Here is a 22,086-nt window from a genome sequence, read left to right as displayed (position 1 = left end):
GCAGGGCACGGCGCAGGGCCGCTTCAGAAATGGAGCAGCCATCTTACGGGTGCCACCCGGCCCCTCGTGTCAGGGAATTTCGGTGATCTCGACCTCCGCCAGCAAAGCCCCCGTGCGCACCCACGTCGTCAGCGGCAAGCCATCGACAGGCATCTCGCGGGCCGTGAACGCCAGCCTCTGCGCATCGAACTGCAGCCACGCCGGCAGCGCCCGGCCCTCGGGCAAGGTGGCGCCGACCTGGCCCCCGGCGCCGCGCAGCAGCCCGGCCGTGCGCTCGGGCAAGACGATAGCATAGGAGGGTGCGCGCCGCGCCGCCGTGCTCACCCGCGCCTGCACCAGGCCCGTGACCTGGGCGGTGGCGTCGCGGATCGGGGTGACCAGCACAAGCGGGCCTTGGGGCTCCTCGGTGTCCAGCGGGCCCGGGCCTCCGTCTGTCCTGTCGATGCGGCTGCGCTGGCCCGCCACTTGGGCCGTGCTGCCGCCGGCATCGATGATGGCCTGCGGCGCGTTGGCGACCAGCTCGCGCAGAACCCGGTCGCCTTGTGTGTCATTGCCCAGCGGGTCGAAGCCGCCCAGGATGGCGCTGTTGGTGTTGTCGGCATAGCCGACGGTGTAGTTGTTGAAGTTCACACCGTCGCCCACCGCCACACCCGTGGTCGTGACAGTCTTGCCAGTCCCCACGCGCTCGTCGCTGAACGCAAAGCTGCCGCCGCTGAGCGCATCGCCGCCGAACAGCTGGCCTGCCACCACGACCGCCGTGCCCGCAGCGCTGGTGTTGCCGTCATAGATCTTGACCACGTCGGTGGTGGACAGGGTGATGGCGGCCGGCGTGATGATGCCGTCCTGGCCGGTCAGGCTGTTGTTGCCCGCCAGGTAGTAGTTGCGGGCATCGCTGCCGGCCAGGGCCAGGTCGCGCACGACGTAGTCCTGCTGGGTGCCGGCGTTCTTGTGCGCGTACGCGCCGGTGCCGTTGGCCAGCAGGTTGTCGCTCGCTTCCTTGCCCGACAGCGCCAGCGTCAGCCCCTGCATGTCGGTGGTGCCGTTGTAGGTCTTGCTGGGGCCCGTAGTGCCGGCCGTGACGGCTTTTGGCGTGACCGCCAGGTTGCCGACGAACACCGGGCTGCCATCGAAGTTGTTGCCCACCACGGCGGGTGCGGGATCGCCCAGCGCGTAGTTGCCCACGGGGGTCTTGCCGGCGGTGCTGCTGCCGGCCCCCAGGGGGCCGGGGGTGAACGTGATGCTGCCGCCGACGCCGTCGCTGTAGTTCCAGGTGTTGCCTGTAGCGCTGCCGGTCAAGGTGTAGAGCGTGCTGCCGTCGGCTGTGAGGTATTGCACGCTGGTCACGTTGAGCGTGGGCGCGGTGCCGTAGACCGTGCTGGTGTTGGCCACCCGCACCAGCAACTCGTTGGCCGGCACGATGGTGTAGGTGCCGGGGGCAAAGGTGATGCTGTAGTTGCCCGAGGACACGCCGCCAGGCACCAGGGCACCGGGGTAGATGCCGGCGGCCACGTCCGTGGCGGCGCCAGGCCGGGTGATCAGCAGCGTGCCGCTCAGCACGCTGGGGCTTTCACCGCCGACCAGCCCGTCGTAGCGGGCCCCGTTGTAGCCGGCCACATCAGGCTGGGTGACGAAGCGGGCATCGGCATTGGCTGTGACGGTGAGCGGCGCCGGGGTGATGGTGCTGCCGTTGCTGTCCACGTAGGTGATCGCGTAGTTGACCGTGACATCAATGCCCATGTTGTTCACCACGGTCAGGCCTGCGGCGCGCGTGGTCTTGGTGCCCACGCCCACGTTCTTGTCGGTGTAGGCCACGGTGGCGGGCAGCCCCACCTGCTCGCCTGCGCCGCTGCCAGCCAGCGCGCCGACGGTGGCATTGCCCGTGGCATGCGTGGTGCCGTCGTAGGTCTTGCTGACGGTGGGGGCGGTCACCGTCAGCGTGGCCGGGGTGACGCTGCTGCTGGTGTTGGGGGCATAGGTGACGATGTAGTTGGCACCGCCGTTGCCGTCCACCACGGTGATGCCTGAAACGGTGACGGTCTTGCCCGGCCCCACGTTGCCGTCGGTGAAGGTATACGTGCCGCCGCTCACGGTGTCGCCACCAAACAGCGTACCCGTGCTGACCGAGGCCGTGCCTGGCGCACCCGGCGTGCCATCGTAGGGTTTGCTCACCGTGGAACTGGTCAGGGTGATGGGTGCGGCGAAGATGCTGGCGCTGGCGGTGCCGGTAGGGGCGATGGTGTAGTTCAGCGCATCGGCGCCGGACAGACCGAGGCCGGTGACGGCAATGGGTTTGCCCGTGCCGACGTGCTTGTCGGCAAAGTTGGCACCCGTGTAAGTCACCGTGACTGCGTCGCCACCGGACAAGCTGCCGGGGCTGGTGATCACGTTGGCCGTCGTGGTGCCGTTGTAGTTGCGGTCGACACCAACCAGGCTCGGGGACAGCGTCTTCTGGGCCACGTCCAAGGTGCCAGGCGTCACCGTGCCAATGGTGTAGCCCAGGGCCAGGGCGGCGGGGCTGGAGGGGGTCAGGCTGTGGCTGCCCGCGGTGTAGTTCCCCGAGCCCGATTGCGCGCCGCCCACCGCGACGGAGGCACCCGGTGTGTCGCCATTCACCGCGCCGGTCACCGTGCCGCTGAGGCCGGGCACTGCATTGCCATAGGTGGTAGAGGTGCTGCCGGCGGCCAGGTTCACCGTCGGGGCCTCGCGGTAGATGCCGTAGGCACCGCTGCCCAACGGGGTGGTGTAGTTGGTGGTGACTTCGTCGCTGTTGTAGCGAAAGCGCCCGCTGCCCGCCCCCACGAAGTTGGTCAGCCCGGTGCTGCCGCCGACCGACCCCGTCATCAACGTAGTGCGCCCGCCGCTGCCGGTGGTGATGGCAGGGCTGCCGCTGAACACGATGTTGCCGCCGCTGGCGGTACCCGCGGCACTGTCCACCCCTGCGTTGAGCAACATGGCGCTGCTGGTGGAATCAGTTGTGGTCACGCTCTGGGCGATGGTCAGATCGCCACTGGCAGTGCCCAGGTACACCGGCCCGCTGGCGGAGATGCCGTTGACGCCGTCCACGCTGCCGATCTGCAGGGCGCCGCTGTTCTGCAAGCTGACAGCGCCTACGCCTGCAGCGGCGATGTTGTTGACGTCGACCGCAGTGAGGGCGTAGTTGCCCGGCCCGTTGAGCAGCAAGTTGGCAGCGTTGATGTTGCCGCCCACGGTCTGGCTGACGTTGCCCAAGGCGGTGAGCGTCAGGGTGTTGTTGACCGTGATGGGTGCGTCGATGGCGAGGGTGGAGCCGGTCAGCAGCGTCACGTTGGTGGCTAGCAGGGGGGCCACTGCGCTGGACACCGTCATGGCCCCAGGCGCCGTCGCGCCACTGCGGCCCACCACCAGAGATCCTGCGGTGATGCGGGCCAGCTCGGCATCGCTCAGGCCCAGGGTCAGCGGGCCGCCGGTCAGCACATCGGCCCCGCCCAGGTCGATCAGCATGCCTGCCGTGCGGTTGCGGATGTTGACGATGCCGGTGCCTGCCGACACGGACTCGGTGCCGTCGCCGGAGTAGCTGTCGGTCGTGATGGTGATGGGGTTGTTGTTACTGGTGCCGATGCTGGCGCCCGTCCCCAGCAGCACCCCCGCGGCCCCAGCTTGCCCCTGGGTGTCGCCCTCGATGCTGATGGCCCCATTGGCGCTGACGGAGCTGCTGTCGTCGAGGTGCACCGCCTTCGACGTACCTGTCGCACCAAGGCCCAGCGTGCCCAGGATCTGGACTGTGCCTGCCGTGGTGCTGACAGCTGCGCTATTGTCAAACCGGACACCTCCTGCGTCGTTTGCCCCCAAGCCGGTGCCGGTCAGGACGATATTGCCGCCGCCGGTGGCGCGCACCACTGCGCCCCTGATCAAGGCGAGGCCGCGCGAGCCGTCGTTGCCAGACGATGTCCCGGTCAAATCGATGTCGCCACCGGCGGTGGTCTGCAACGTACCGTCTTCCACTGAGATGCCGGTACCGCCGGTACCTCCGGGGCCACCGGTGCCAGTGATGCTGAGGCGGCCCGAGGCCGTTTGCAGCGTGTAGCCGTCGTTGAGCTGCACACCTGACGAACGGCCGGCCGTGTTGCTGGCTCCAGTGCCGACGATGGTCAGATTCCCGGCGCCGCCAGCGCTCACCGTCACCGGGCCTTCAACGTGCACACCGTCGTGGTTGACGTTCCCATTGCCGGTGCCGCCCCCTGTGCCGGTGAAGTTGATGTTGCCACCGGTCGAAGTGATCTGTGCGTTGCCCCCCAGGTTGACGCCGCTTAGATCCTCGCCGGTGCCGGTGCCACCCGTTCCCGTGAGGGTGATGGCCCCGCTGGCGACGCTGATAGTCGACGAATCGACACTGACACCGACCACTACGTCTACGGTACCGCCGCCGCCCGTGCCGCTAAGGGTCACGGTGCCGGTGCCACTGGTGGTGACGATGCTGTTGTCACGCAGCTCGACGCCATCCGCGTCGGTGGAGCCAATGCCGCGCATCGCCACATTGCCGCCACCGGCATCGACGGTGGCAGTGGTCAGCCGCACGCCGTATCGGTTGACAGCATTGCCAGCCGCATTGCCCGAGCCGTCGCCCGCTACACCGCCGCCCAGGGTGACGTTGCCGCCGTTGCTGGTGATGCTGGAGCCCGTGTTCAGCTCAATCGCCCCGGCGCCGTCGCCGTCAAGATCGCTGTTGAAGACCACGTTCAAACGGTTGGCGGTGGAGCCGATGGCCACGTTCGTCGCCACCACGATGTCGTTGTGCGCGCGCAAGGTCAGTGTCGCGTCGACGCCGCCGGTTTTGCTGATGTCGGCGTTGACGGCAATGTCGCCGGCGTCGCCGACATTGCCCGAGCTGCCCAGGCCGGCGATGTCGGCACTGGTGTCCACCGTCACGCTGGTTCCGCCGCTCAGGCTGGCGCTGATGGTGGCCGCCTCGCCGAAACCGATGGTGTAGTCGTAGGGGTCGATCAGCCACAGCCCGGCCTGGGCCTGGCCACCGGCGTCGACCTGGGCGGACCCGAGCACCACCGTGTGGCCCGAGGTCTCCACCCGCCCGCCGCTGCCCACGCCCCGGGCCGTGATGCGGCCGTTGACGGTGGTGCTGCCGGCCGCCTGGTGCACGTCGCTCCACAGCACGACCTTGCCGCCGTCGCCGCTGTGCATGGCGCTGGCGTCGATGCGGGCGCCTGCCTCCATCGCCACCGTCGTGGCCTGCGCCATGGGGCCGCTGCCCTGCCAGTCGCCACCCACCAGCACTGTGCCGCCACCGGTGGCGCCGCTGGCGTTGAGGCTGCTGCCGGCCGCAAGCGCAATGTGGTCGCCCTCCAGCACGATGCGCCCGCCCTTGGCCGTGAGGCTGGTGGCGTCGACATGCCCGGTATTCACCACGCCGGCCTGCAGGCCGCGCAGGGCCCTGGCGCTCAGGATGATCTGCCCGCTGGGGGCCAGCACGGCGCTGCGGTTCTCCACCAAGGTGGCGATTTGGCTGGGCGTGACGGTCAGGCTGGCCAGCCGGCTGAAGGCGTCGAAGTGCAGCTGGATGGCTTCGCCGCCGGCCATCGCGATGGTGCCGGCCGTGGCCACCGTGAGCTGGCCCTCGTTGCGCACCTCGGGCGCCAGCAGGGCGATGTAGTCGCGGGCCTGGATGTTGCCCGCGTTCACCACACGGCCGGTGGCGCCGTCGCGGCTGAAGCGGGCGTTGCCGGCCATGAAATCGGCATCGGTCTGCTGCAGCGTGGTGGCGGTGAGCGCGCCCACATCGAGCACCGCGCCGGGGCTGAAATACACGCCCGCCGGGTTGATCAGCGTGACCTGGCCCGGTGCGGTGATGCGGCCCATGATGTGGCTGGGCTGCATGTCCTGCACGCGGTTCAACGTGGCGGACTGGGCGTTGGGCTGGTTGAAGTTCACCGTGCCGGCCGAGCCGAGGTTGAAGCTGTTCCAGTTCAGCACGGCGCGCTGGCTGCTCTGGTTCACGTTCAACACCGGCGCGGTGGCACTGCCCGCGCCCTGCAGCGTGGCCGCACCCTGGGTCACCACGCCCCCCTGGGGCAGTGTGGTGGGCGCGATGGCCTGGGCCGCTGCCGGGCCGGCCAACGCGAGCAACCAGGCCGCCAGGCCCAGTGCCATGGGACGGATGCGGACAGTGCCACGGCTGCCGATGCCGCTGGCCACTTCCGAGACCGCGACCCAGGCTTGGTGCGCGGCATTCCAGACGAGTTGATAGACGTGGTTCATGTGAGATCCCGTAGGTCAGAAGTCCATGGCGCTGCAGTCGTACCGACTGCAAGGAGTCAGGTCAGAACCCGATGCTGGCTTCCAGCCAGAGGCGGTTCTTGTGCAGGCTGCCGTCGGTGTCGGCGCCGCTGGCGGTGGCCAGTGGGTTGCTGCCGATGCGACGGGCCCAGCTGGCCTTGAGCTTCACGCCGTGGCCGGCGTTCCATGCCAGCGCCAGGCCGGCACCCTGCAACTCGATGCGGTTGCGCAGCACCAGTTGCTGCGTGCCGCCCGCGTAGTGGTTGGGTTTGTACTGGTGGACCTCGCCCCAGTCGTAGAAGGCGCTGGCTTCCCACTGCGGCGCGAAGTTGTGGCGCAGCTCCAGCGTGTACTGCAGACCGGTGTTGCCAGCGGCCTCACCGTTGGGGTAGGCGCGCACGCCGTGCATGCCGCCCAGGTAGAGCTTCTCCGACGCGTCCAGGTTGCCACTGGCAAACTGCCCCAGCACGGAGGCCACCAGCGTGGTGCGCGGGGCCACCGTCTGCAGCCGCGTGGCGCTCCAGCGCAGCTTGGTGTAGCCGCCTTCTGTGGCGGCGTACTGGGCATCGGATCTGAGGAAACTGGCGGGCGAGCCGTCCAGGTTCAGGCGGCCATGCGTCAGGGCCGCGCTGGCGCTGGTCACACCGCCGCCGGCCCAGCGGTCGAACCGGTGACCGGCCAGACCCAGCTGCAGGGTGCGGGTGCGGCCACGGCTGGTGGTCTCGCGCTGGTTCAGCACGACGTTGTCGTCGCGGTTGTGCAAACGGGTCTGCCCCACGCCAGCAGAAAACAGCCAGTGCGACAGGGCCGTGCGCACCAGCGGGTACTGAACGCCGAAGCCCAGGGCGTTGCTGTCGCCTTCAGGCGCCAGGCCGGTGGTGGTATTGCGCGCACTGCGCACCTGGTAGCGCAGCGCGTTGGCATGGGCCACCATGCGCCAGCCCTGCAGCCCCGGCGTGCCGGGCAACGGCGCGCTGGCGCCCAGGCCCAGGTACTGCGCACCGCGGCTGATGCTGGTGCCCAGGCTGAACTGTTCGCCCAGGCCGAGCGGCGACAGCAGGTGCACTTGCGCGTTGAGGCGCTCCGCGCCGGTGGCGCGGTTGCCGCCGTTGTCCACGCTGGCCTCGCCGCGCAAAGCCGGGCCGGGGCTGAGCGTCACCAGCACATCGGTGCTGCCCGGGCTGTCGCCCGCCTGCAGGCTGCCTTGCACGCGCACCCCAGGCAGTTCGTCAGCCAGCAGCAGCGCACGCTCCAGCGCATGCAGGCTCAAAGGTTGGCCTTCGGGCAGCTGGTGCTCCAGCATGGCCTGCACGCGGGCGGTGAGTGCGTCCCGCAGTGCCGGTGTGCCCTGCTGCAGGCGCACACGGCCCATGCGCGATTCGGTGACGGTCATGCGCACCGTGCCGTCGGTGATGTCCTGCGCCGGCAGGGTGACGCGGGCCAGCCAGCCGTTTGCGCGGTAGGCATCCTCCAGGGTGCTGGCCGCCTCACGCAGATCGGGCAGGCCGACGACGCGGTTCAGCCAGGGGGCCAGTGCGGCCTGCACGTCGGCGTCGGTCAGCAGCGTGTTCCCGGCGACATCGAACTGGAGCACCGTCGTTTCCGACAGGCCCGGGTTCGCTGCTGTCGTGTCGAGTGCAGGGCGCGGGGGCGTGGCCGGCAGCACGCCGGCCTCGGGTGCCTGCGGCGGCGCTGTGGGGGGTTGGCGGCGTTGCTGCTCCAGTAGCGAACCTGCGCTGACTGGCGGGCTGGTCTGGCCCCACGCGACGTGGGCTCCGAACAGTCCGATTGCGAGGACGCAGGCGCTGCGGTGCAGCGGGACGTGGCGACTGGCCACGGAGAGGCGAGGTGAGGTCAGGGTGTTCATCTTCTTGTGGCCTGGTTTTCACGGGAAATTCGGTCGCCAGTGCTGTGCGAACGAGACCGCAATGTAGGCGTGGACGATCTGCAGCGCCAGATCAAACGCGCATCAAAATCGTGAGGAAACGCAACGCGAGGCGCTGTTTCATTGGGGGCGCAAGGGGTTGCATTCATTGTGAAAACTTGTACTCGCCCTCTGCGTTTGTGTGCAATGAATCGAAGTCCTGCAGGTGTGTGCTGTGAGTCATCGCTGCGGTGCGCTTCACCTCACCGCGACCACAATGGCCGCACCCTTTTTCGCCAACCTGATGACAGACACCCCCCTCGCCCCTGGCTTCATGGCCGTGCACAGCAACCACCCCGAAGCCCTGCGCGACCTGATGCTGGCGTGGATGGCCCAGCACCCGCTGGCGCCGCTGGAGGACGAATGGGTGCTGGTGCAGAGCAACGGCGTGGCCCAGTGGCTGCGGCTGGCGCTGGCGCAGCCGCCTGCGCAGGGCGGCATGGGCATCGCCGCTTCGCTGCGCACCGAGCTGCCTTCGCGCTTTCAATGGCAGGCCTACCGCGCCGTGCTGGGCCATGACGCCGTGCCCACCGTCTCGCCCTTCGACAAGCCGCTGTTGGTCTGGCGGTTGATGCGATTGCTGCCGGCCTTGCTGGCCGAAGACGTGTTCGCGCCGCTGCGCCGCTTCCTGCTGGACGATGCCGATCTGCGCAAGCGCCACCAGCTGGCCGAGCGCCTGGCCGACCTGTTCGACCAGTACCAGGTCTACCGCGCCGACTGGCTGGGTGACTGGGGCGCGGGGCGCGACGAGACCGTCACCAGCCGCGGCGGCCGCCAGCGCGTGGCCGAGGAATTGCGCTGGCAGCCGCGCCTGTGGCGTGCGCTGCTGGACGACGTGGGACCAGCGGGCGCCGCCGGCAGCCGGGCCGCCGTGCACCAGCGCTTCCTGGCGGCAGCACAGGTCTGGACTGGCGAGCGCCCGGCGGGCTTGCCGCGCCGGCTGGTGGTGTTCGGCATCTCCTCGCTGCCGCAGCAATCGCTGGAGGTGCTGGCCGCTCTGGCGCGCTGGACGCAGGTGCTCATGTGCGTGCACAACCCCTGCGCGCACGACTGGTCGCACATCGTGGCCGACAAGGATTTGCTGCGCGCCGAGCGCATGCGCCAACGCCGCCGCGCCGGCAGCGAGGGCGCCATTGCCGACGGCGACCTGCACCAGCATGCGCAGCCGCTGCTGGCCGCGTGGGGCAAGCAGGGCCGCGACTTCATCCGCCTGCTGGACATGCACGACGCGCACGAGGCCTATGCCGAGCGCATCGCCGCCATCGGCCAGCGCATCGACGTGTTCGACGCGAATGCCGGCGACAGGCTGCTGCGCCAGTTGCAGGACGACATCCGCGACCTGCGGCCGCTGGCCGAGACGCGGGCGCACTGGCCGGCGCTGCACGCAAGCGACGACTCCATCCGCCTGCACATCGCGCATGGCCCGCAGCGCGAGGTCGAGATCCTGCACGACCAACTGCTCGCCGCCTTTGCCGCCGACCCCACCTTGCGCCCGCGCGACGTCATCGTGATGGTGCCCGAGGTCGGCGCCTACGCGCCGCACGTGCAGGCCGTGTTCGGGCTGCGCACGCCGGACGATGCGCGCCACATTCCCTACAGCCTGGCCGACCAGGCGCAGCGCCACCACGACCCGCTGCTGGGCGCGCTGGAGCGGCTGCTGGCGCTGCCGCAGTCGCGCGTGGCCACCAGCGACGTGCTCGACTGGCTGGAGGTCCCGGCCCTGCGCGCGCGGTTCGGCATCGACGCTGCGCAACTGCCGCTGCTGGCGCGCTGGGTGGCCGCGGCCAACGTGCGCTGGGGCCTGCATGCCGAGCAGCGCCGCGCGCTGGACCTGCCGCAGGCCGGCAGCGCCAACAGTTGGGACTTCGGCCTGCAGCGCATGCTGTTGGGCTATGCCGTGGGTGACGGCCAGCACTGGGCCGGCATCGAGCCGCTGGACGAGATCGGCGGGCTGGATGCTGCGTTGCTCGGCCCGCTTGCGCAGTTGCTGGAGACGCTGCAGACGCATTGGCGCGCACTGGCCCAGCCGGCCACGCCGGTGGTGTGGGGCGAACGCCTGCGCGCACTGCTGGCCGACTGCTTCGCGCCCGCGCTGGACGCCGACGTGTTCACGCTGCGCCGTTTGGAAGCGGCGTTGCAGGACTGGCTGGACGCCTGCGCCGCGGCCGCGCTGGCGGATGAATTGCCGCTGTCCGTCGTGCGCGAGCACTGGCTGGCGCAGCTCGACCAGCCGGCGCTGAACCAGCCCTTCTTCGCCGGCGCCGTGACGTTTGCGACGCTGATGCCGATGCGTGCGATCCCGTTCCGCGTGGTGGCCTTGCTGGGCATGAACGACGGCGACTACCCGCGCAGCCGCATCCCCATGGACTTCGACCTCATGGCGCAGGACTGGCGGCCCGGCGACCGCTCGCGGCGCGAGGACGACCGCTACCTGTTCCTCGAAGCGCTGCTGTCCGCGCGCGACCGGCTGCACGTGAGCTGGGTCGGCCGCAGCATCCACGACCAGAGCGAGCGTGCGCCCTCGGTGCTGGTGGCGCAGCTGCGCGACCACCTGGCCGCCGGCTGGCGCCTGGTGGGCGATGAAGCGCTGGCGCAGGACGAGGCTGGCGCGCGGCTGCTGCAGGTGTTGACCGTGGCGCACCGGCTGCAGCCGTTCCACCCCGCGTACTTCACGCTGGGCGGCGACGCGCGGCTGTTCAGCCACGCGCGTGAATGGCGTGCGGGCCTGCTGCCGGCGAGCGCGGCGGCGCCGGCTGCCCCACGCGACGCGCCGCTCGCGCCGTTCAAGTTCGACGGGCCGTTGACGTTGCGCCTGCTGTCGCACTTCCTGAAGGAGCCGGCGCGCACGTTCATGCAGTTGCGTTTGGGCGTGCACTTCGATGCCGACGATGCGCTGGTGCAGGACCAGGAACCGTTCGCGCTCGATGGCCTGCAGAACTGGCAGTTGCAGGACGAGTTGATCCAGGCACAGAAGGCTGCCCTGCAGGCCGACCAGCCGCGTGAGGACGCGCTGGCCGACCAGCTGGCCCGCATGGCGCGACGCGGCGTGTTGCCGGCCGGCCATTTCGGGGCCCTGGTGCACGCCGAGCTGGCCGAACCCATGGACCGGATGTTCGGCGACTACCTGCGCGTGCTGGCCGACTGGCCGCATGCGGTGGCCGACGCGCTGCTGGACCATCTGCCCAAGGGCCAGCCCGACGCCCTGCGCCTGGTGGACTGGCTGGGCGGTCTGCGCACCAACGATGCCGGCGCGCGCTGCCGCGTGCTGCTGGAGAGCACCGGGCTGGTGAAGGACCGGCGCTGGCGGCGCGACAAGCTGTTGCCGTTCTGGGTCGCGCATGTGGCGGGGCACCTGGCAGGCGCGCCACTCACCACGGTGGTGGTCAGCAAGGCCGGCACGGTGACGCTGTCGCCGCTGCCGCTGGAAGATGCGCGCCTGGTGTGGGATGGGCTGCTGGAGGCCTGGCAGCAGGGCCTGCGCATGCCGCTGCCGCTGGCGGTGCGCACCGGCTTTGCGTGGCTCGACGCGAACGGCACGCGGCACGACACGCCGCAGTCGCCGGCCTGGCAGAAGGCGCAGGCGTGCTACGAGGGGGGCGACGGGCCTTTCAGCCGGGCCGAGGTGGCGGGCAGTGCGTACCTGGCGCGGGCCTATCCGCACTTTGCCGATGTGTGGGGCGAGGGGGCGTTTGCGGACTGGGTCACCATCGTGCTGGAGCCGCTGAATGACGCCGTTCAGCGCATGGGAAGTAGCCCGGCATGAGCACTCCAGTGACCGCGCCCGATCTGCTCCAACCCCTGCGCCTGCCCTTGCGCGGCAGCCGCCTGATCGAGGCCAGCGCGGGCACCGGCAAGACCTTCACGATCGCGGCGCTCTACCTGCGTCTGGTGCTGGGCCACGGCGGCGAGGCGGCTTTCGCGCGCCCGCTGGTGCCACCCGAGATCCTGGTCGTCACCTTCACGAAGGCGGCAACCCAGGAACTGCGTGACCGCATCCGCGCGCGGCTGGCCGAAGCGGCAGAGGCGTTCCTTGCCGATCCTGCCGGTGTGCCTGAACGCCCGCCCGGGCACGACCTGCTGCACGACCTGCGAGCCGGCTACGCGCCGACACAGTGGCCGGACTGCGCCCGCACATTGCGCCTGGCCGCCGAGTGGATGGACGAGGCCGCCGTCTCGACCATCGACAGCTGGTGCAACCGCATGTTGAGCGAGCATGCCTTCGACAGCGGCAGCCCCTTCAAGCTCACGCTGGAGGCCGACCAGACCGAGCTGCAGGCCGAGGTGCTGCGTGACTACTGGCGCACCTTCTGCACGCCCCTGGCCGCCGACGACGCGGCCCAGGTGCGGGCCTGGTGGCCGACGCCCGCCAAGCTGCAAGGCACCGTCGACAAGCTGCTCGGCCTGGGCGATGCGCTCGGCGAGGGCGAGGCACCGGCGGATGCGTTGGCCACGGCGCGCGCAGTGGCCAGCCGCGCGCTGGCCGCATTGAAAGCGCCGTGGGCCGGTGACACCGGATGGGCGGCCGAGCTGCTGCGCCGGCTGGAGGACGCGGCCACCGCCAGGCACTGCAAGTTGCCCAAGCGCAAGGACTGGATGCAGGCGTTGCGTGCGTGGGCCGAAGGCGATGCACCCGAGCCGGTGCTGACCAAGACCGCCTGGGAGCGCCTGTGCGCCGACGGCCTGGCCGATGGCTGGGCCGGCGACAGCGCCCAGCTGGCAGCCCTGCTCGACCATGCGGCATGGCCTGCGCTGCAGAGCCTGCGCGCCGCAGTGAAAGCCTTGCCCGACGGCCAGCACGCCCTGCTGCGCCACGCCGCCCACTGGTGCGCGCAGCGCATGGCGCACGAGCAGGCGCGCCGCGCGCAGATGGGCTTCAACGGGTTGCTCACCCGGCTCGATGGCGCGTTGCAAGGCCCGAACGGACCACGGCTGGCGGCGTTGATCCGGCGGCAGTTTCCGGCCGCGCTGATCGACGAGTTCCAGGACACCGACCCGCTGCAGTACCGCATCTTCGACACCGTCTACGGCGTCGCCGCGAACGCGCCCGAAGCAGTGCTGCTGCTGATCGGCGACCCCAAGCAGGCGATCTACGCGTTTCGCGGTGCCGACATCCACACCTACCTGGCCGCACGCCGCGACACGGCCGGCCGCCACGCCACGCTGGGCACCAACTACCGCTCCACCGCGCCCATGGTGGCCGCGGTCAACGCCGTGTTCGACCAGGCCGAGCAGCGGCTGGACGGGCAGGGCGCCTTCGGCTTTCGCATAGCAGACGGCAACCCGCTGCCCTTCGTGCCGGTGCAGGCCCGAGGCCGCGCGCAGCGCTGGTGGCTCGACGGCCGCGCCCCCGCCGCGCTGACCGCGTGGGTGCAGGACGCCGGCACCGACGCCACAGGCCGCATGGCCGCCATGTGCGCCAGTGAGATCGTGCGGCTGCTCAACGCGGGGCAGGACGAGCGCGCCGGCTTTCGCGACGACCAGGGCCGGCTGCGCCCACTGCGCCCGGGCGACATCGCCGTGCTCGTCAACAAGGGCAGCGAGGCGCGCGCCATGCGCCAGGCCCTGGGCGCGCGCGGCGTGCGCAGCGTGTACCTGTCGGAGCAGGATTCCGTGTTCGACAGCCCGGTCGCGGCCGCACTGCAGCATGGGCTGGCCGCCTGCGCCACGCCCGAAGATGAGCGCCTGCTGCGCGCCGCCCTGGGCAGCGCGCTGCTGGGGCTGGACTGGCAGGCGCTCGACGCGCTGGGCCACGATGCGTTGCAGTGGGAAGCCCGTGTGCTGCAGTTCAGCGGCTACCAGCGCATCTGGCAGCGCCAGGGCGTGCTGCCGATGCTGCGCCACCTGCTGCACGATTTCGGCGTGCCGCAGCGCCTGCTGGCAGCCGGCGACGAACGCATGCTGACCGATGCGCTGCATCTGGCCGAGCTGCTGCAGCAGGCCAGTGCCCAGCTCGATGGCGAACATGCGCTGATCCGCTGGCTGGCCGAGCAGCGCGCCGGTGGCGCCGGTGGCGATGCCGATGCGCGCCGGCTGCGGTTGGAGAGCGATGCCGATCTGCTCCAGGTCGTCACCGTGCACAAGTCCAAGGGGCTGGAATACCCGCTCGTGTTTCTGCCGTTCGCGACCGCGCTGCGCGCGGCCAAGGCCGGCGACCTGCCACTCAAGTGGCACGACGACGGCGGCCGCCTCGTGGTGGCGCTGCAGGCCGATGACGTCGAACTGGCGCGCGTGGACGCCGAACGCCTGGGCGAAGACCTGCGCAAGCTCTACGTGGCGCTGACGCGGGCGCGCTACGCGACCTGGGTCGGCGTCACCGCCACCAAAGACGTGGCGCGCAGCGCGCTGGGCTATTTGCTCGGCGGTGGCGCCGCGCTGCCGCCCGGCGTGTTGCGTGCCGCGCTGCAGGCCCTGGCGTCTGACGCCATCGCCGTGCAGGACGCGCCCGCGCCGGATGGCGACCGCTTCGACGACCACGCGCAGGCACTGCGTCTGGCGCCCGAGCCGCCGTTGCCCACCGAGCCCATGGAGCGTTGGTGGATCGCCAGCTACTCCGCCCTGTGCCGCGCCGAGGCCGGGCCGCAAGCGTCGCACACGCCCGAGGGGGTCGATGCGAGCGCGCCGATGCCCACCACCGCGGCCGAGGACATCTACGCCGACAGCCGCACCGACGCGCTGGCCGACGGCGAACCCGCGCCGCTGCCCGCGCCCGATGCGCTGAGCCTGCACGCGTTTGCGCGTGGCGCCGGCCCCGGCACCTTTTTGCATGGCCTGCTGGAGTGGATGGGCCAGCAGGGCTTTGCGCGCGTGCGGGCCGAAGCCGCCGTGCAGGCCGCTTTGGCCGACCAGGTCGCGCGGCGCTGTGCCTCGCAGGGCTACGCCGACTGGGCGCCGGTGCTGCAGGCCTGGCTGCTGCGTTGGGTGGCAACGCCGTTGCCGCTGGGCCTGCACGACGCGGCCCCCGTGGCGCCCGCCGCCCTCGGCCGGGTGCAGATCGAGATGGAGTTCTGGCTGGCCGCGCAGCAGGTGGACACGCGCGCGCTCGACGCGCTGGTGCGCCGCCACACGCTGGCCGCCGCGCCGCGCCCTGCGCTCGCGCCGCAGCAGATGCACGGCATGCTGAAGGGCTACATCGACCTGGTGTTCACGCACGAGGGGCGCTACTACGTGGCCGACTACAAGTCCAACTGGCTCGGCCCGCAGGATGCCCACTACCACCCCGACGCCATGCGCGATGCCGTGCTGGCGCATCGTTACGAGCTGCAGTACGTGCTGTACGTGTTCGCGCTGCACCGGCTGCTGCGCGCGCGTTTGCCGGGCTACGACTATGCGCGGCACATGGGCGGCTCGGTCACCTTGTTCCTGCGCGGCCACGGGGCGCCGGGCGCAGGCGTGCATGCCGAGTGCCCGCCGCAGGCGCTGATCGAGGCGCTGGACGCGCTGTTCAGCGGGCAGCGGGAGGTGTCGGCATGACGGTGTTTCTCGGCCCCGTTCCGCCACAGCACGCGCCCATGCTGGCGGCCCTGCAGCGCTGGGTGGAACAAGGCTGGCTGCGCGCGCTGGACCATGCGTTCGCCGCCTTCCTCGCGCGGCAGGCGCCGCAGGCTGACCCGCTGCTGGTGCTGGCCGCCGCGCTGGCCAGCCACCAGTTGGGCCGTGGCCATGCCTGCCTGGATCTGGCGGCCGCGCTGGCGAATGCCGGCGAAGCCTTGTCGCTGCCGCCCGAGGGCGCGCGCCCGCTGGTCGATGCAGACGAGCCGCCTGAGCCACCCGCGCGATTGCTGGCTGGTGTGCAGATGGTGCGCTGGCAACACGCGCTGGACGAGCCTGCCCTCGTCGGCAACGGCCCGGGCGATCAGCCGCTGGTGTTGGTCGGCACGCGGCTGTACCTGCGGCGCTACTGGCAGTACGAGCAGTCTGTGCGCGCCGCCATCGCGCAGCGGCTGGCGCTGCCTGCGGTGGTCGCCGAACCCGCAACCTTGCGCGGCGCACTCAACGCCTTGTTCCCCACCCGCGACGGCGCCGTGTTCGACTGGCAGAAGGCCGCCTGCGCCCTGGCCGCACGCCAGGGCTTTGCCATCGTCACGGGCGGCCCCGGCACCGGCAAGACCACCACCGTCGTGCGCCTGCTGGCGCTGCTGCAGTCGCAGGCGCTGTCAGGCGGTGCCGGCCCGCTGCGCATCCGCCTGGCCGCGCCCACGGGCAAGGCCGCCGCGCGGCTGAATGCGTCCATTGCCGGCGCCGTGGCCGGCCTGCAGATGCGGCATCTGCCGGGCGGCGAGGCCGTGCGCGCCGCCATCCCGACCGAGGTCACGACGCTGCACCGCCTGCTGGGCAGCCGGCCCGACACGCGGCACTTTCGGCACCACGCGCGCAACCCGCTCGCGCTCGATCTGCTGGTGGTCGACGAAGCCTCGATGCTGGATCTGGAGATGATGGCCAGCGTCTGCGCCGCGCTGCCGCCGCAGGCGCGGCTGATCCTGCTGGGCGACAAGGACCAGCTGGCCTCGGTCGAGGCCGGCGCCGTGCTGGGCGATCTGTGTCAGCGCGCCGACGCGGGCCACTACCTGCCGGAGACGGCGGCCTGGCTGCAGGCGGCCAGCGGGCAAGCGCTCGACGCCGCGCTCATCGACACCGCCGGCCGCCCGCTGGACCAGGCCATCGCCAAACTGCGCGTTAGCCACCGCTTCAGCGCCGCCAGCGGCATCGGCCGGCTGGCGCACGCCGTCAACGAAGGCGATTGGCGCGGCTTGCAGAAGGTGTTCGCCAGCGGCCACGCCGACCTGGCGCAGCAGCCAGCGGGCGACGACGCCGCGCTGCGCCGCCTGGTGGTCGACGGTGCGCCGCAGGGCTTCGCCGGCAGTGGCCAGGCGAGCCTGGCGTTCGATGACGCGCAGCCGCCGCCTGTGGGCTACCGGCACTACCTGGAACTGCTGCGCGCGCGCCAGCCGGATGGCCACGCGCCGCAGGAAGCGTTCGACACCTGGGCGCGCGACGTGCTGGGCGCCCACGGCCGCTTCCAGCTGCTGTGCGCCCTGCGCAATGGACCGCAGGGCGTGCAGGGCCTGAACCAGCGGGTGGCCGAGCTGCTGCGCGCGCAAGGCCTGCTGGACGCAGGGCATGGCGGCTGGTACCTGGGCCGGCCGGTGCTGGTCACGCACAACGACTACGGCCTGGGCCTCATGAACGGCGATGTCGGCGTGACGCTGGCGCTGCCCACGCACGTCGCGGGCGAGCCGCAGCCGCGCTGGACGCTGCGCGTGGCCTTTGCGGCCGGCGACGGCGAGGACGGCATCCGCTGGGTCTTGCCCAGCCGGCTGCGCGCGGTCGAGACCGTGTTCGCGATGACGGTCCACAAGTCCCAGGGCTCGGAATTCAGCCACGCCGCGCTGCTGCTGCCGGCCAGTCTCAGCCCGGTGCTCACGCGCGAACTGGTCTACACCGGCATCACGCGCGCACGGCACTGGCTGACGCTGGTGGCCGATGCGGGCGTGCTGCGCGGGGCGATCGGGCGACGGGTGGAGCGGGTGGGGGGGCTGGTGGGCGGGTAGGGACCGTCGTGCTGCAGGGGTGACCGTCGGCACCGTCTCACCACACACGCAGATCGTCGCACCACAGTCCGTATTGATCGAACCGGGCGTTCTGTTCGCCGATCCACACCTTGTAGGTTTCTTCGAACTGCCGCTGCCGTTGTGCCAGCGTCGTGGGCTGGCTGGCGGCCATCAATGCGTCGGACTGCTGGATCGACATGGTCACCGTGTCCACGCGCCCCACGCTTTTCGATGAAGACGGGCTCGACCTGGGCGTGCGCGCAGATGGCGCCGAAGGGGTTTTTGGTTTGGGTCGCGGTGACCAGCATCTCGGCATCTCCATCGTTGGAATGTGGGCCATTGTGGCCGGCGACACTGCACACATGACCACCTTGAGCGACCGCACCCCCGTCATCGTCGGCATCGGCGAGATCACGCACCGCAGCAAGGCCGCTGACGATGGCCTGGAGCCGATCGAGCTGATGGCCCGCGCCATGCGGCTGGCCGAGCACGACAGCGGCGCCGCGCTGCTGGCCGATCTCGATTCGCTAGACGTGGTCTGCGAATACTCCTGGCCTTACACCGATGCGCCCACGCTGCTGGGTGCGCGCCTGGGCCACCTGCCGGCGCGCTGCGTCTATGGCGAGACGGGCGGTGAGTCGCCGGTGCGCTACCTCCACGAGGCGGCCTTGCGCATCGCGCGGGGCGAGAGCCGTGTGGCCGCGATCACCGGCGCCGAGGCCCGCTACACGGTTGACGCCGCTGCCAAGGCCGGCGTCAACCTGCCCTGGGCGCCGCGTGACGACAGCGTCAAGCTGGTGCGCGGAACCGACCTGTGCCATCCCGTGGCCGTGCAGCTGGGTGCCTACATGCCCACCACCATCTACCCGTTCTACGAGAACGCCACGGCGGCGGCCTGGGGCCAGACGCCGCGCCAGGCGCAGGACGAATCGGCACGGCTGTGGGCCGGCTATTCCGAGGTGGCCGCAGCCAACCCACACGCCTGGCGCGCGCGCCGTTTCACGCCGGCCGAGGTGCTGGACGCGACCGGCGACAACCGCCTGATCGCCTGGCCCTACACCAAGGCCATGGTCGCCAACCCGCTGGTCAACATGGGCGCGGCCGTGCTGCTGACCAGCGCAGGCCACGCGCGGGCGCTGGGCATCCCGCCCGAGCGCTGGGTGTATGTGTGGGACGGCGCCGCCGCGCGCGAGCCGCGCGACTACCTGCAGCGTGACCACTACCAACGCTCGCACGCGCAGGATCTGGTCATGGAAACCGTGCTGGCCCAGGCCGGTGGCGACGCCGCGGCGTTCGCCATGCTGGAGCTGTACAGCTGCTTTCCCGTCGTGCCCAAGATGGCGCGCCGCACGCTGGGCCTGCCGGCCGATGCGCAGATGACGTCCACCGGTGGCCTGAGTTTCTTCGGCGCGCCGCTGAACAACTACATGACCCATGCCGCCTGCGGCCTGGTGCGTGCATTGCGCGGCGCGCCCGGCCAGGCCGCGCTGCTGTACGGCCAGGGCGAGTACGTGACCAAGCACCATGCGCTGGTGCTGGGCGCCGGCCCGTCGCCAGGCGGCCTGCCGCCGGCCGACTACAGCGTGCAGGCGCAGGCCGATGCGCGGCGCGGCCCGGTGCCGGCGTTTGTCACTGCGTACGACGGTGCGGCCGTGCTGGAGACCTTCACCATCGTCTACGACCGGGCCGGCGCGCCGACGCATGGCATCGTCATCGCGCGCACGCCGGGTGGTGCACGGCTGATGGCCCGCGTGCCGGCCGACGACCAGGCCACGCTGGCGCGCCTGACCGATCTGGACCAGAGCCCTGTCGGCACGCGTGGCCAGGTTGGCGCCGCGGCCGACGGCCTGCTGCGCTGGCGGGCCGTGTAGGCGGCGCCGCCGCAGAGCGCGCGCGGCGCTGAACGTCCCCGCATGGTCCTGCACCCCCACACGGCGCAACTTCGTCCGTTCCGACGATGCAGCCGCGCCGGCCCGCGGCCACCATGCACAGCATCGGACAAGCTGGCGCACTCTGCGCGCAGCCACAGGAGGCACACGATGGCAGGACCTTTGCAGGGGCTCAAGGTGGTCGAGATGGCGGGCATCGGCCCCGGGCCGTTTTGCGCGATGCTGTTCGCCGACATGGGGGCCGAGGTGCTGCGCATCGAGCGGCCCGGGGCGCGCCGCTCGCCGCACGACATCCTGGCGCGCGGGCGCAGCCTGCTGCAGGTCGACCTGCGGGCCGAGGGCGCGAGCAGCGCCGTGCTGGACGCCATCGCCTGCGCCGACGTGCTGATCGAGGGCTTTCGCCCGGGCGTCATGGAGCGCCTGGGCCTGGGCCCGGCCGAGTGCCACGCGCGCAACCCGCGACTGGTCTATGGCCGCATGACCGGCTGGGGCCAGCACGGCCCGCTGGCGCACGCGGCGGGGCACGACATCAACTACATCGCCATCAGCGGCGCGCTGCATGCCATCGGCCGATCGGGCGAGGCCCCGGTACCGCCGCTGAACTACGTGGGCGATTTCGGTGGCGGCGCGATGCTGCTGGCCTTCGGCATCCTGGCGGCACTGCACGAGACGCAGCGCAGCGGCCAGGGCCAGGTGATCGACGCCGCCATGACCGACGGCGCGGCGCTGCTGTCGGCCATGATGGTCGGCATGAAGGCCGCCGGCAAATGGAGCAACCAGCGCGGCGAGAACATGCTGGATGGCGGCGCCCACTTCTACGACACCTATGCCTGCGCCGACGGCAAGTACGTGGCCATCGGCGCCATCGAGCCGCAGTTCTACGCGCTGCTGCGCGAACGCTGCGGCCTGGCCGACGACCCGGCCTTCGACGCACAGATGGACCAGGCCCGCTGGCCCCTGCTCAAGCTGCGCATCGCCGACGTCTTTCGAACGCGCACGCGCGACGCCTGGTGCGCACTGCTGGAGGGCACGGACGCCTGCTTCGCCCCGGTGCTCGACTGGGACGAGGCGCCCGCCCACCCGCACAACGTGGCGCGTGGCACGTATGTCCAGGCCCATGGCCTGGTGCAGCCGGCCCCGGCGCCGCGCTTCAGCCGCACGCCGGCTGCGCTGCCGCAGGGCGACGACGCGGCGGCCGTGTTGCAGCGCTGGGGCGTGCAGGCCGCCGCGCGGGCGTACTTCAAGTGAACCTTGAAGAACCTCTCGTCAACCGAACAACGCAGACCCCATGACCATCGACTTTCGCCGCTCCTGGATGGACGAAGACCTGGAGCTGTTCCGCGACAACGTGGTGCGCTTCATCGAGACCGAGATGCTGCCGCACGACGAAGAGGCGCGCCAGGCCGGCAACGTCGGCCATGCCATCTGGCGCAAGGCCGGCGCGCTGGGCCTGTTGTGCGTGGACGTGCCCGAGGAATACGGCGGCGGTGGCGGCGACTTTCGCCACGAGGCCATCATCCACGAGGAGATGGCGCGCCGCGCGCTGTCGGGCATGAGCATCGGCGTGCATTCCATCGTGGCGCACTACTTCATGAACCACGGCACCGATGCGCAAAAGCGCCAGTACCTGCCGCTGCTGGCGCGGGGCGAGATCGTGGGTGCCATCGCCATGACCGAGCCCGGTGCCGGCTCCGATCTGCAGGGCATCCGCACGCGCGCCGACAGGACGCAGGACGGCTGGCGCATCCACGGCTCCAAGACCTTCATCTCCAACGGCTTGCTGGCCGGCGTGGTGCTGGTGGTGGCCAAGACCGACCCGTCGCAGGGCGCCAAGGGCACCTCGATCCTGATCGTCGACACCCAGGACTGCACGGGCTTTCGCGTCGGCCGCGTGCTGGACAAGATGGGCCTGAAGGCGCAGGACACGGCCGAGCTGTTCTTTGACGACGTGCAGGTGCGCGCCGATGCCGTGCTGGGCGGCAAGGAAGGGCAGGGCTTCTTCCAGCTCATGGGCGACCTGCCGTACGAGCGGTTGATCATCGGCGTGGCCTCGCTGGCGGCGATGGAGGGCGCCTACCTCGCCACGCTGGACTACGTGCGCGAGCGCAAGGCCTTCGGCAAGCCGATCGCCGAGTTCCAGAACACCAGGTTCAAGCTGGCCGAGATCGCCACGCAGACCAAGGTCGGCCGTGCCTTCATCGACCGCTGCGTCGAAGATCTGGTGGCCGGCCGGCTGGACACGGCCACGGCGTCGATGGCCAAGCTCTGGGCCTCCGAGGCGCAGGGCCGCGTGGTCGACGAGTGCGTGCAGCTGTTCGGCGGCTACGGCTACATGAACGAGTATCTGGTTGCGCGCATGTACACGGATGCGCGCATCCAGCGCATCTTCGGCGGCACCAATGAGATCATGAAGGAAGTGATTTCGCGGGCGCTGTGACGGCCAAGGTCGTGCGCACAT

9 protein-coding genes are annotated in these 22,086 nt (G+C 70.9%); 6 read left to right on the top strand and 3 right to left on the bottom strand.

Annotated features, from left to right (window positions below):
• Positions 1–69 precede the first annotated feature (69 nt).
• Positions 70–6,249 (bottom strand): YDG domain-containing protein, encoded by a 6,180-nt coding sequence (locus AC099J_RS30255; RefSeq protein ID WP_479619029.1) that lies wholly within the window; start codon positions 6,247–6,249, stop codon positions 70–72.
• Between the two features lie 61 nt (positions 6,250–6,310).
• Positions 6,311–8,134: a ShlB/FhaC/HecB family hemolysin secretion/activation protein gene (locus AC099J_RS30250; protein WP_479619028.1), complete on the bottom strand. Its 1,824-nt coding sequence runs from the start codon at positions 8,132–8,134 to the stop codon at positions 6,311–6,313.
• 301 nt (positions 8,135–8,435) lie between these two features.
• Between AC099J_RS30250 and recC the strand changes: the two genes are divergently transcribed.
• From recC to recD, 3 genes are read left to right on the top strand one after another with little or no spacing between them, the layout of a single operon-like run.
• Positions 8,436–11,954, top strand: a complete 3,519-nt coding sequence (recC, locus tag AC099J_RS30245) for an exodeoxyribonuclease V subunit gamma (protein WP_479619027.1) — start codon at positions 8,436–8,438, stop codon at positions 11,952–11,954.
• A complete protein-coding gene (gene recB / locus AC099J_RS30240) occupies positions 11,951–15,661 on the top strand; it encodes an exodeoxyribonuclease V subunit beta (protein ID WP_479619026.1) in 3,711 nt (1,236 codons plus the stop codon). Before recC ends, recB begins: the two co-directional genes overlap by 4 nt.
• Positions 15,658–17,739 (top strand): exodeoxyribonuclease V subunit alpha, encoded by a 2,082-nt coding sequence (gene recD / locus AC099J_RS30235; protein ID WP_479619025.1) that lies wholly within the window; start codon positions 15,658–15,660, stop codon positions 17,737–17,739. Before recB ends, recD begins: the two co-directional genes overlap by 4 nt.
• A gap of 37 nt (positions 17,740–17,776) precedes the next feature.
• On the opposite strand, the gene AC099J_RS30230 is transcribed toward recD, so the two are convergent.
• Positions 17,777–17,953 carry a hypothetical protein gene (locus AC099J_RS30230; RefSeq protein ID WP_479619024.1) on the bottom strand — a complete coding sequence of 59 codons (177 nt, stop codon included), beginning with the start codon at positions 17,951–17,953 and terminating at the stop codon, positions 17,777–17,779.
• Positions 17,954–18,110: 157 nt separating this feature from the next.
• Between AC099J_RS30230 and AC099J_RS30225 the strand changes: the two genes are divergently transcribed.
• From AC099J_RS30225 to AC099J_RS30215, 3 genes are all read left to right on the top strand, one after another.
• A complete protein-coding gene (locus AC099J_RS30225; protein ID WP_479619023.1) occupies positions 18,111–19,610 on the top strand; it encodes an acetyl-CoA acetyltransferase in 1,500 nt (499 codons plus the stop codon).
• Between the two features lie 168 nt (positions 19,611–19,778).
• Entirely contained in the window at positions 19,779–20,876 is a 1,098-nt protein-coding gene (locus tag AC099J_RS30220) for a CaiB/BaiF CoA transferase family protein (RefSeq protein WP_479619022.1), read from the top strand.
• 40 nt (positions 20,877–20,916) lie between these two features.
• Positions 20,917–22,065 (top strand): acyl-CoA dehydrogenase family protein, encoded by a 1,149-nt coding sequence (locus AC099J_RS30215; protein ID WP_479619021.1) that lies wholly within the window; start codon positions 20,917–20,919, stop codon positions 22,063–22,065.
• The last annotated feature ends 21 nt before the right edge of the window (positions 22,066–22,086 follow it).

The organism is Rhodoferax sp. RT4P68, from assembly GCF_056521305.1.
Note: the sequence above shows the minus strand (reverse complement) of the source record. Positions and strands in the feature narration are given on the sequence as shown.

What these genes read in the sequence shown, in the direction of transcription:
- AC099J_RS30255 (WP_479619029.1), bottom strand. Translation starts at nt 6,249, where the DNA reads ATGAACCACGTCTATCAACTCGTCTGGAATGCCGCGCACCAAGCCTGG.
- AC099J_RS30250 (WP_479619028.1), bottom strand. Translation starts at nt 8,134, where the DNA reads ATGAACACCCTGACCTCACCTCGCCTCTCCGTGGCCAGTCGCCACGTC.
- recC (WP_479619027.1), top strand. Translation starts at nt 8,436, where the DNA reads ATGACAGACACCCCCCTCGCCCCTGGCTTCATGGCCGTGCACAGCAAC.
- recB (WP_479619026.1), top strand. Translation starts at nt 11,951, where the DNA reads ATGAGCACTCCAGTGACCGCGCCCGATCTGCTCCAACCCCTGCGCCTG.
- recD (WP_479619025.1), top strand. Translation starts at nt 15,658, where the DNA reads ATGACGGTGTTTCTCGGCCCCGTTCCGCCACAGCACGCGCCCATGCTG.
- AC099J_RS30220 (WP_479619022.1), top strand. Translation starts at nt 19,779, where the DNA reads ATGGCAGGACCTTTGCAGGGGCTCAAGGTGGTCGAGATGGCGGGCATC.
- AC099J_RS30215 (WP_479619021.1), top strand. Translation starts at nt 20,917, where the DNA reads ATGACCATCGACTTTCGCCGCTCCTGGATGGACGAAGACCTGGAGCTG.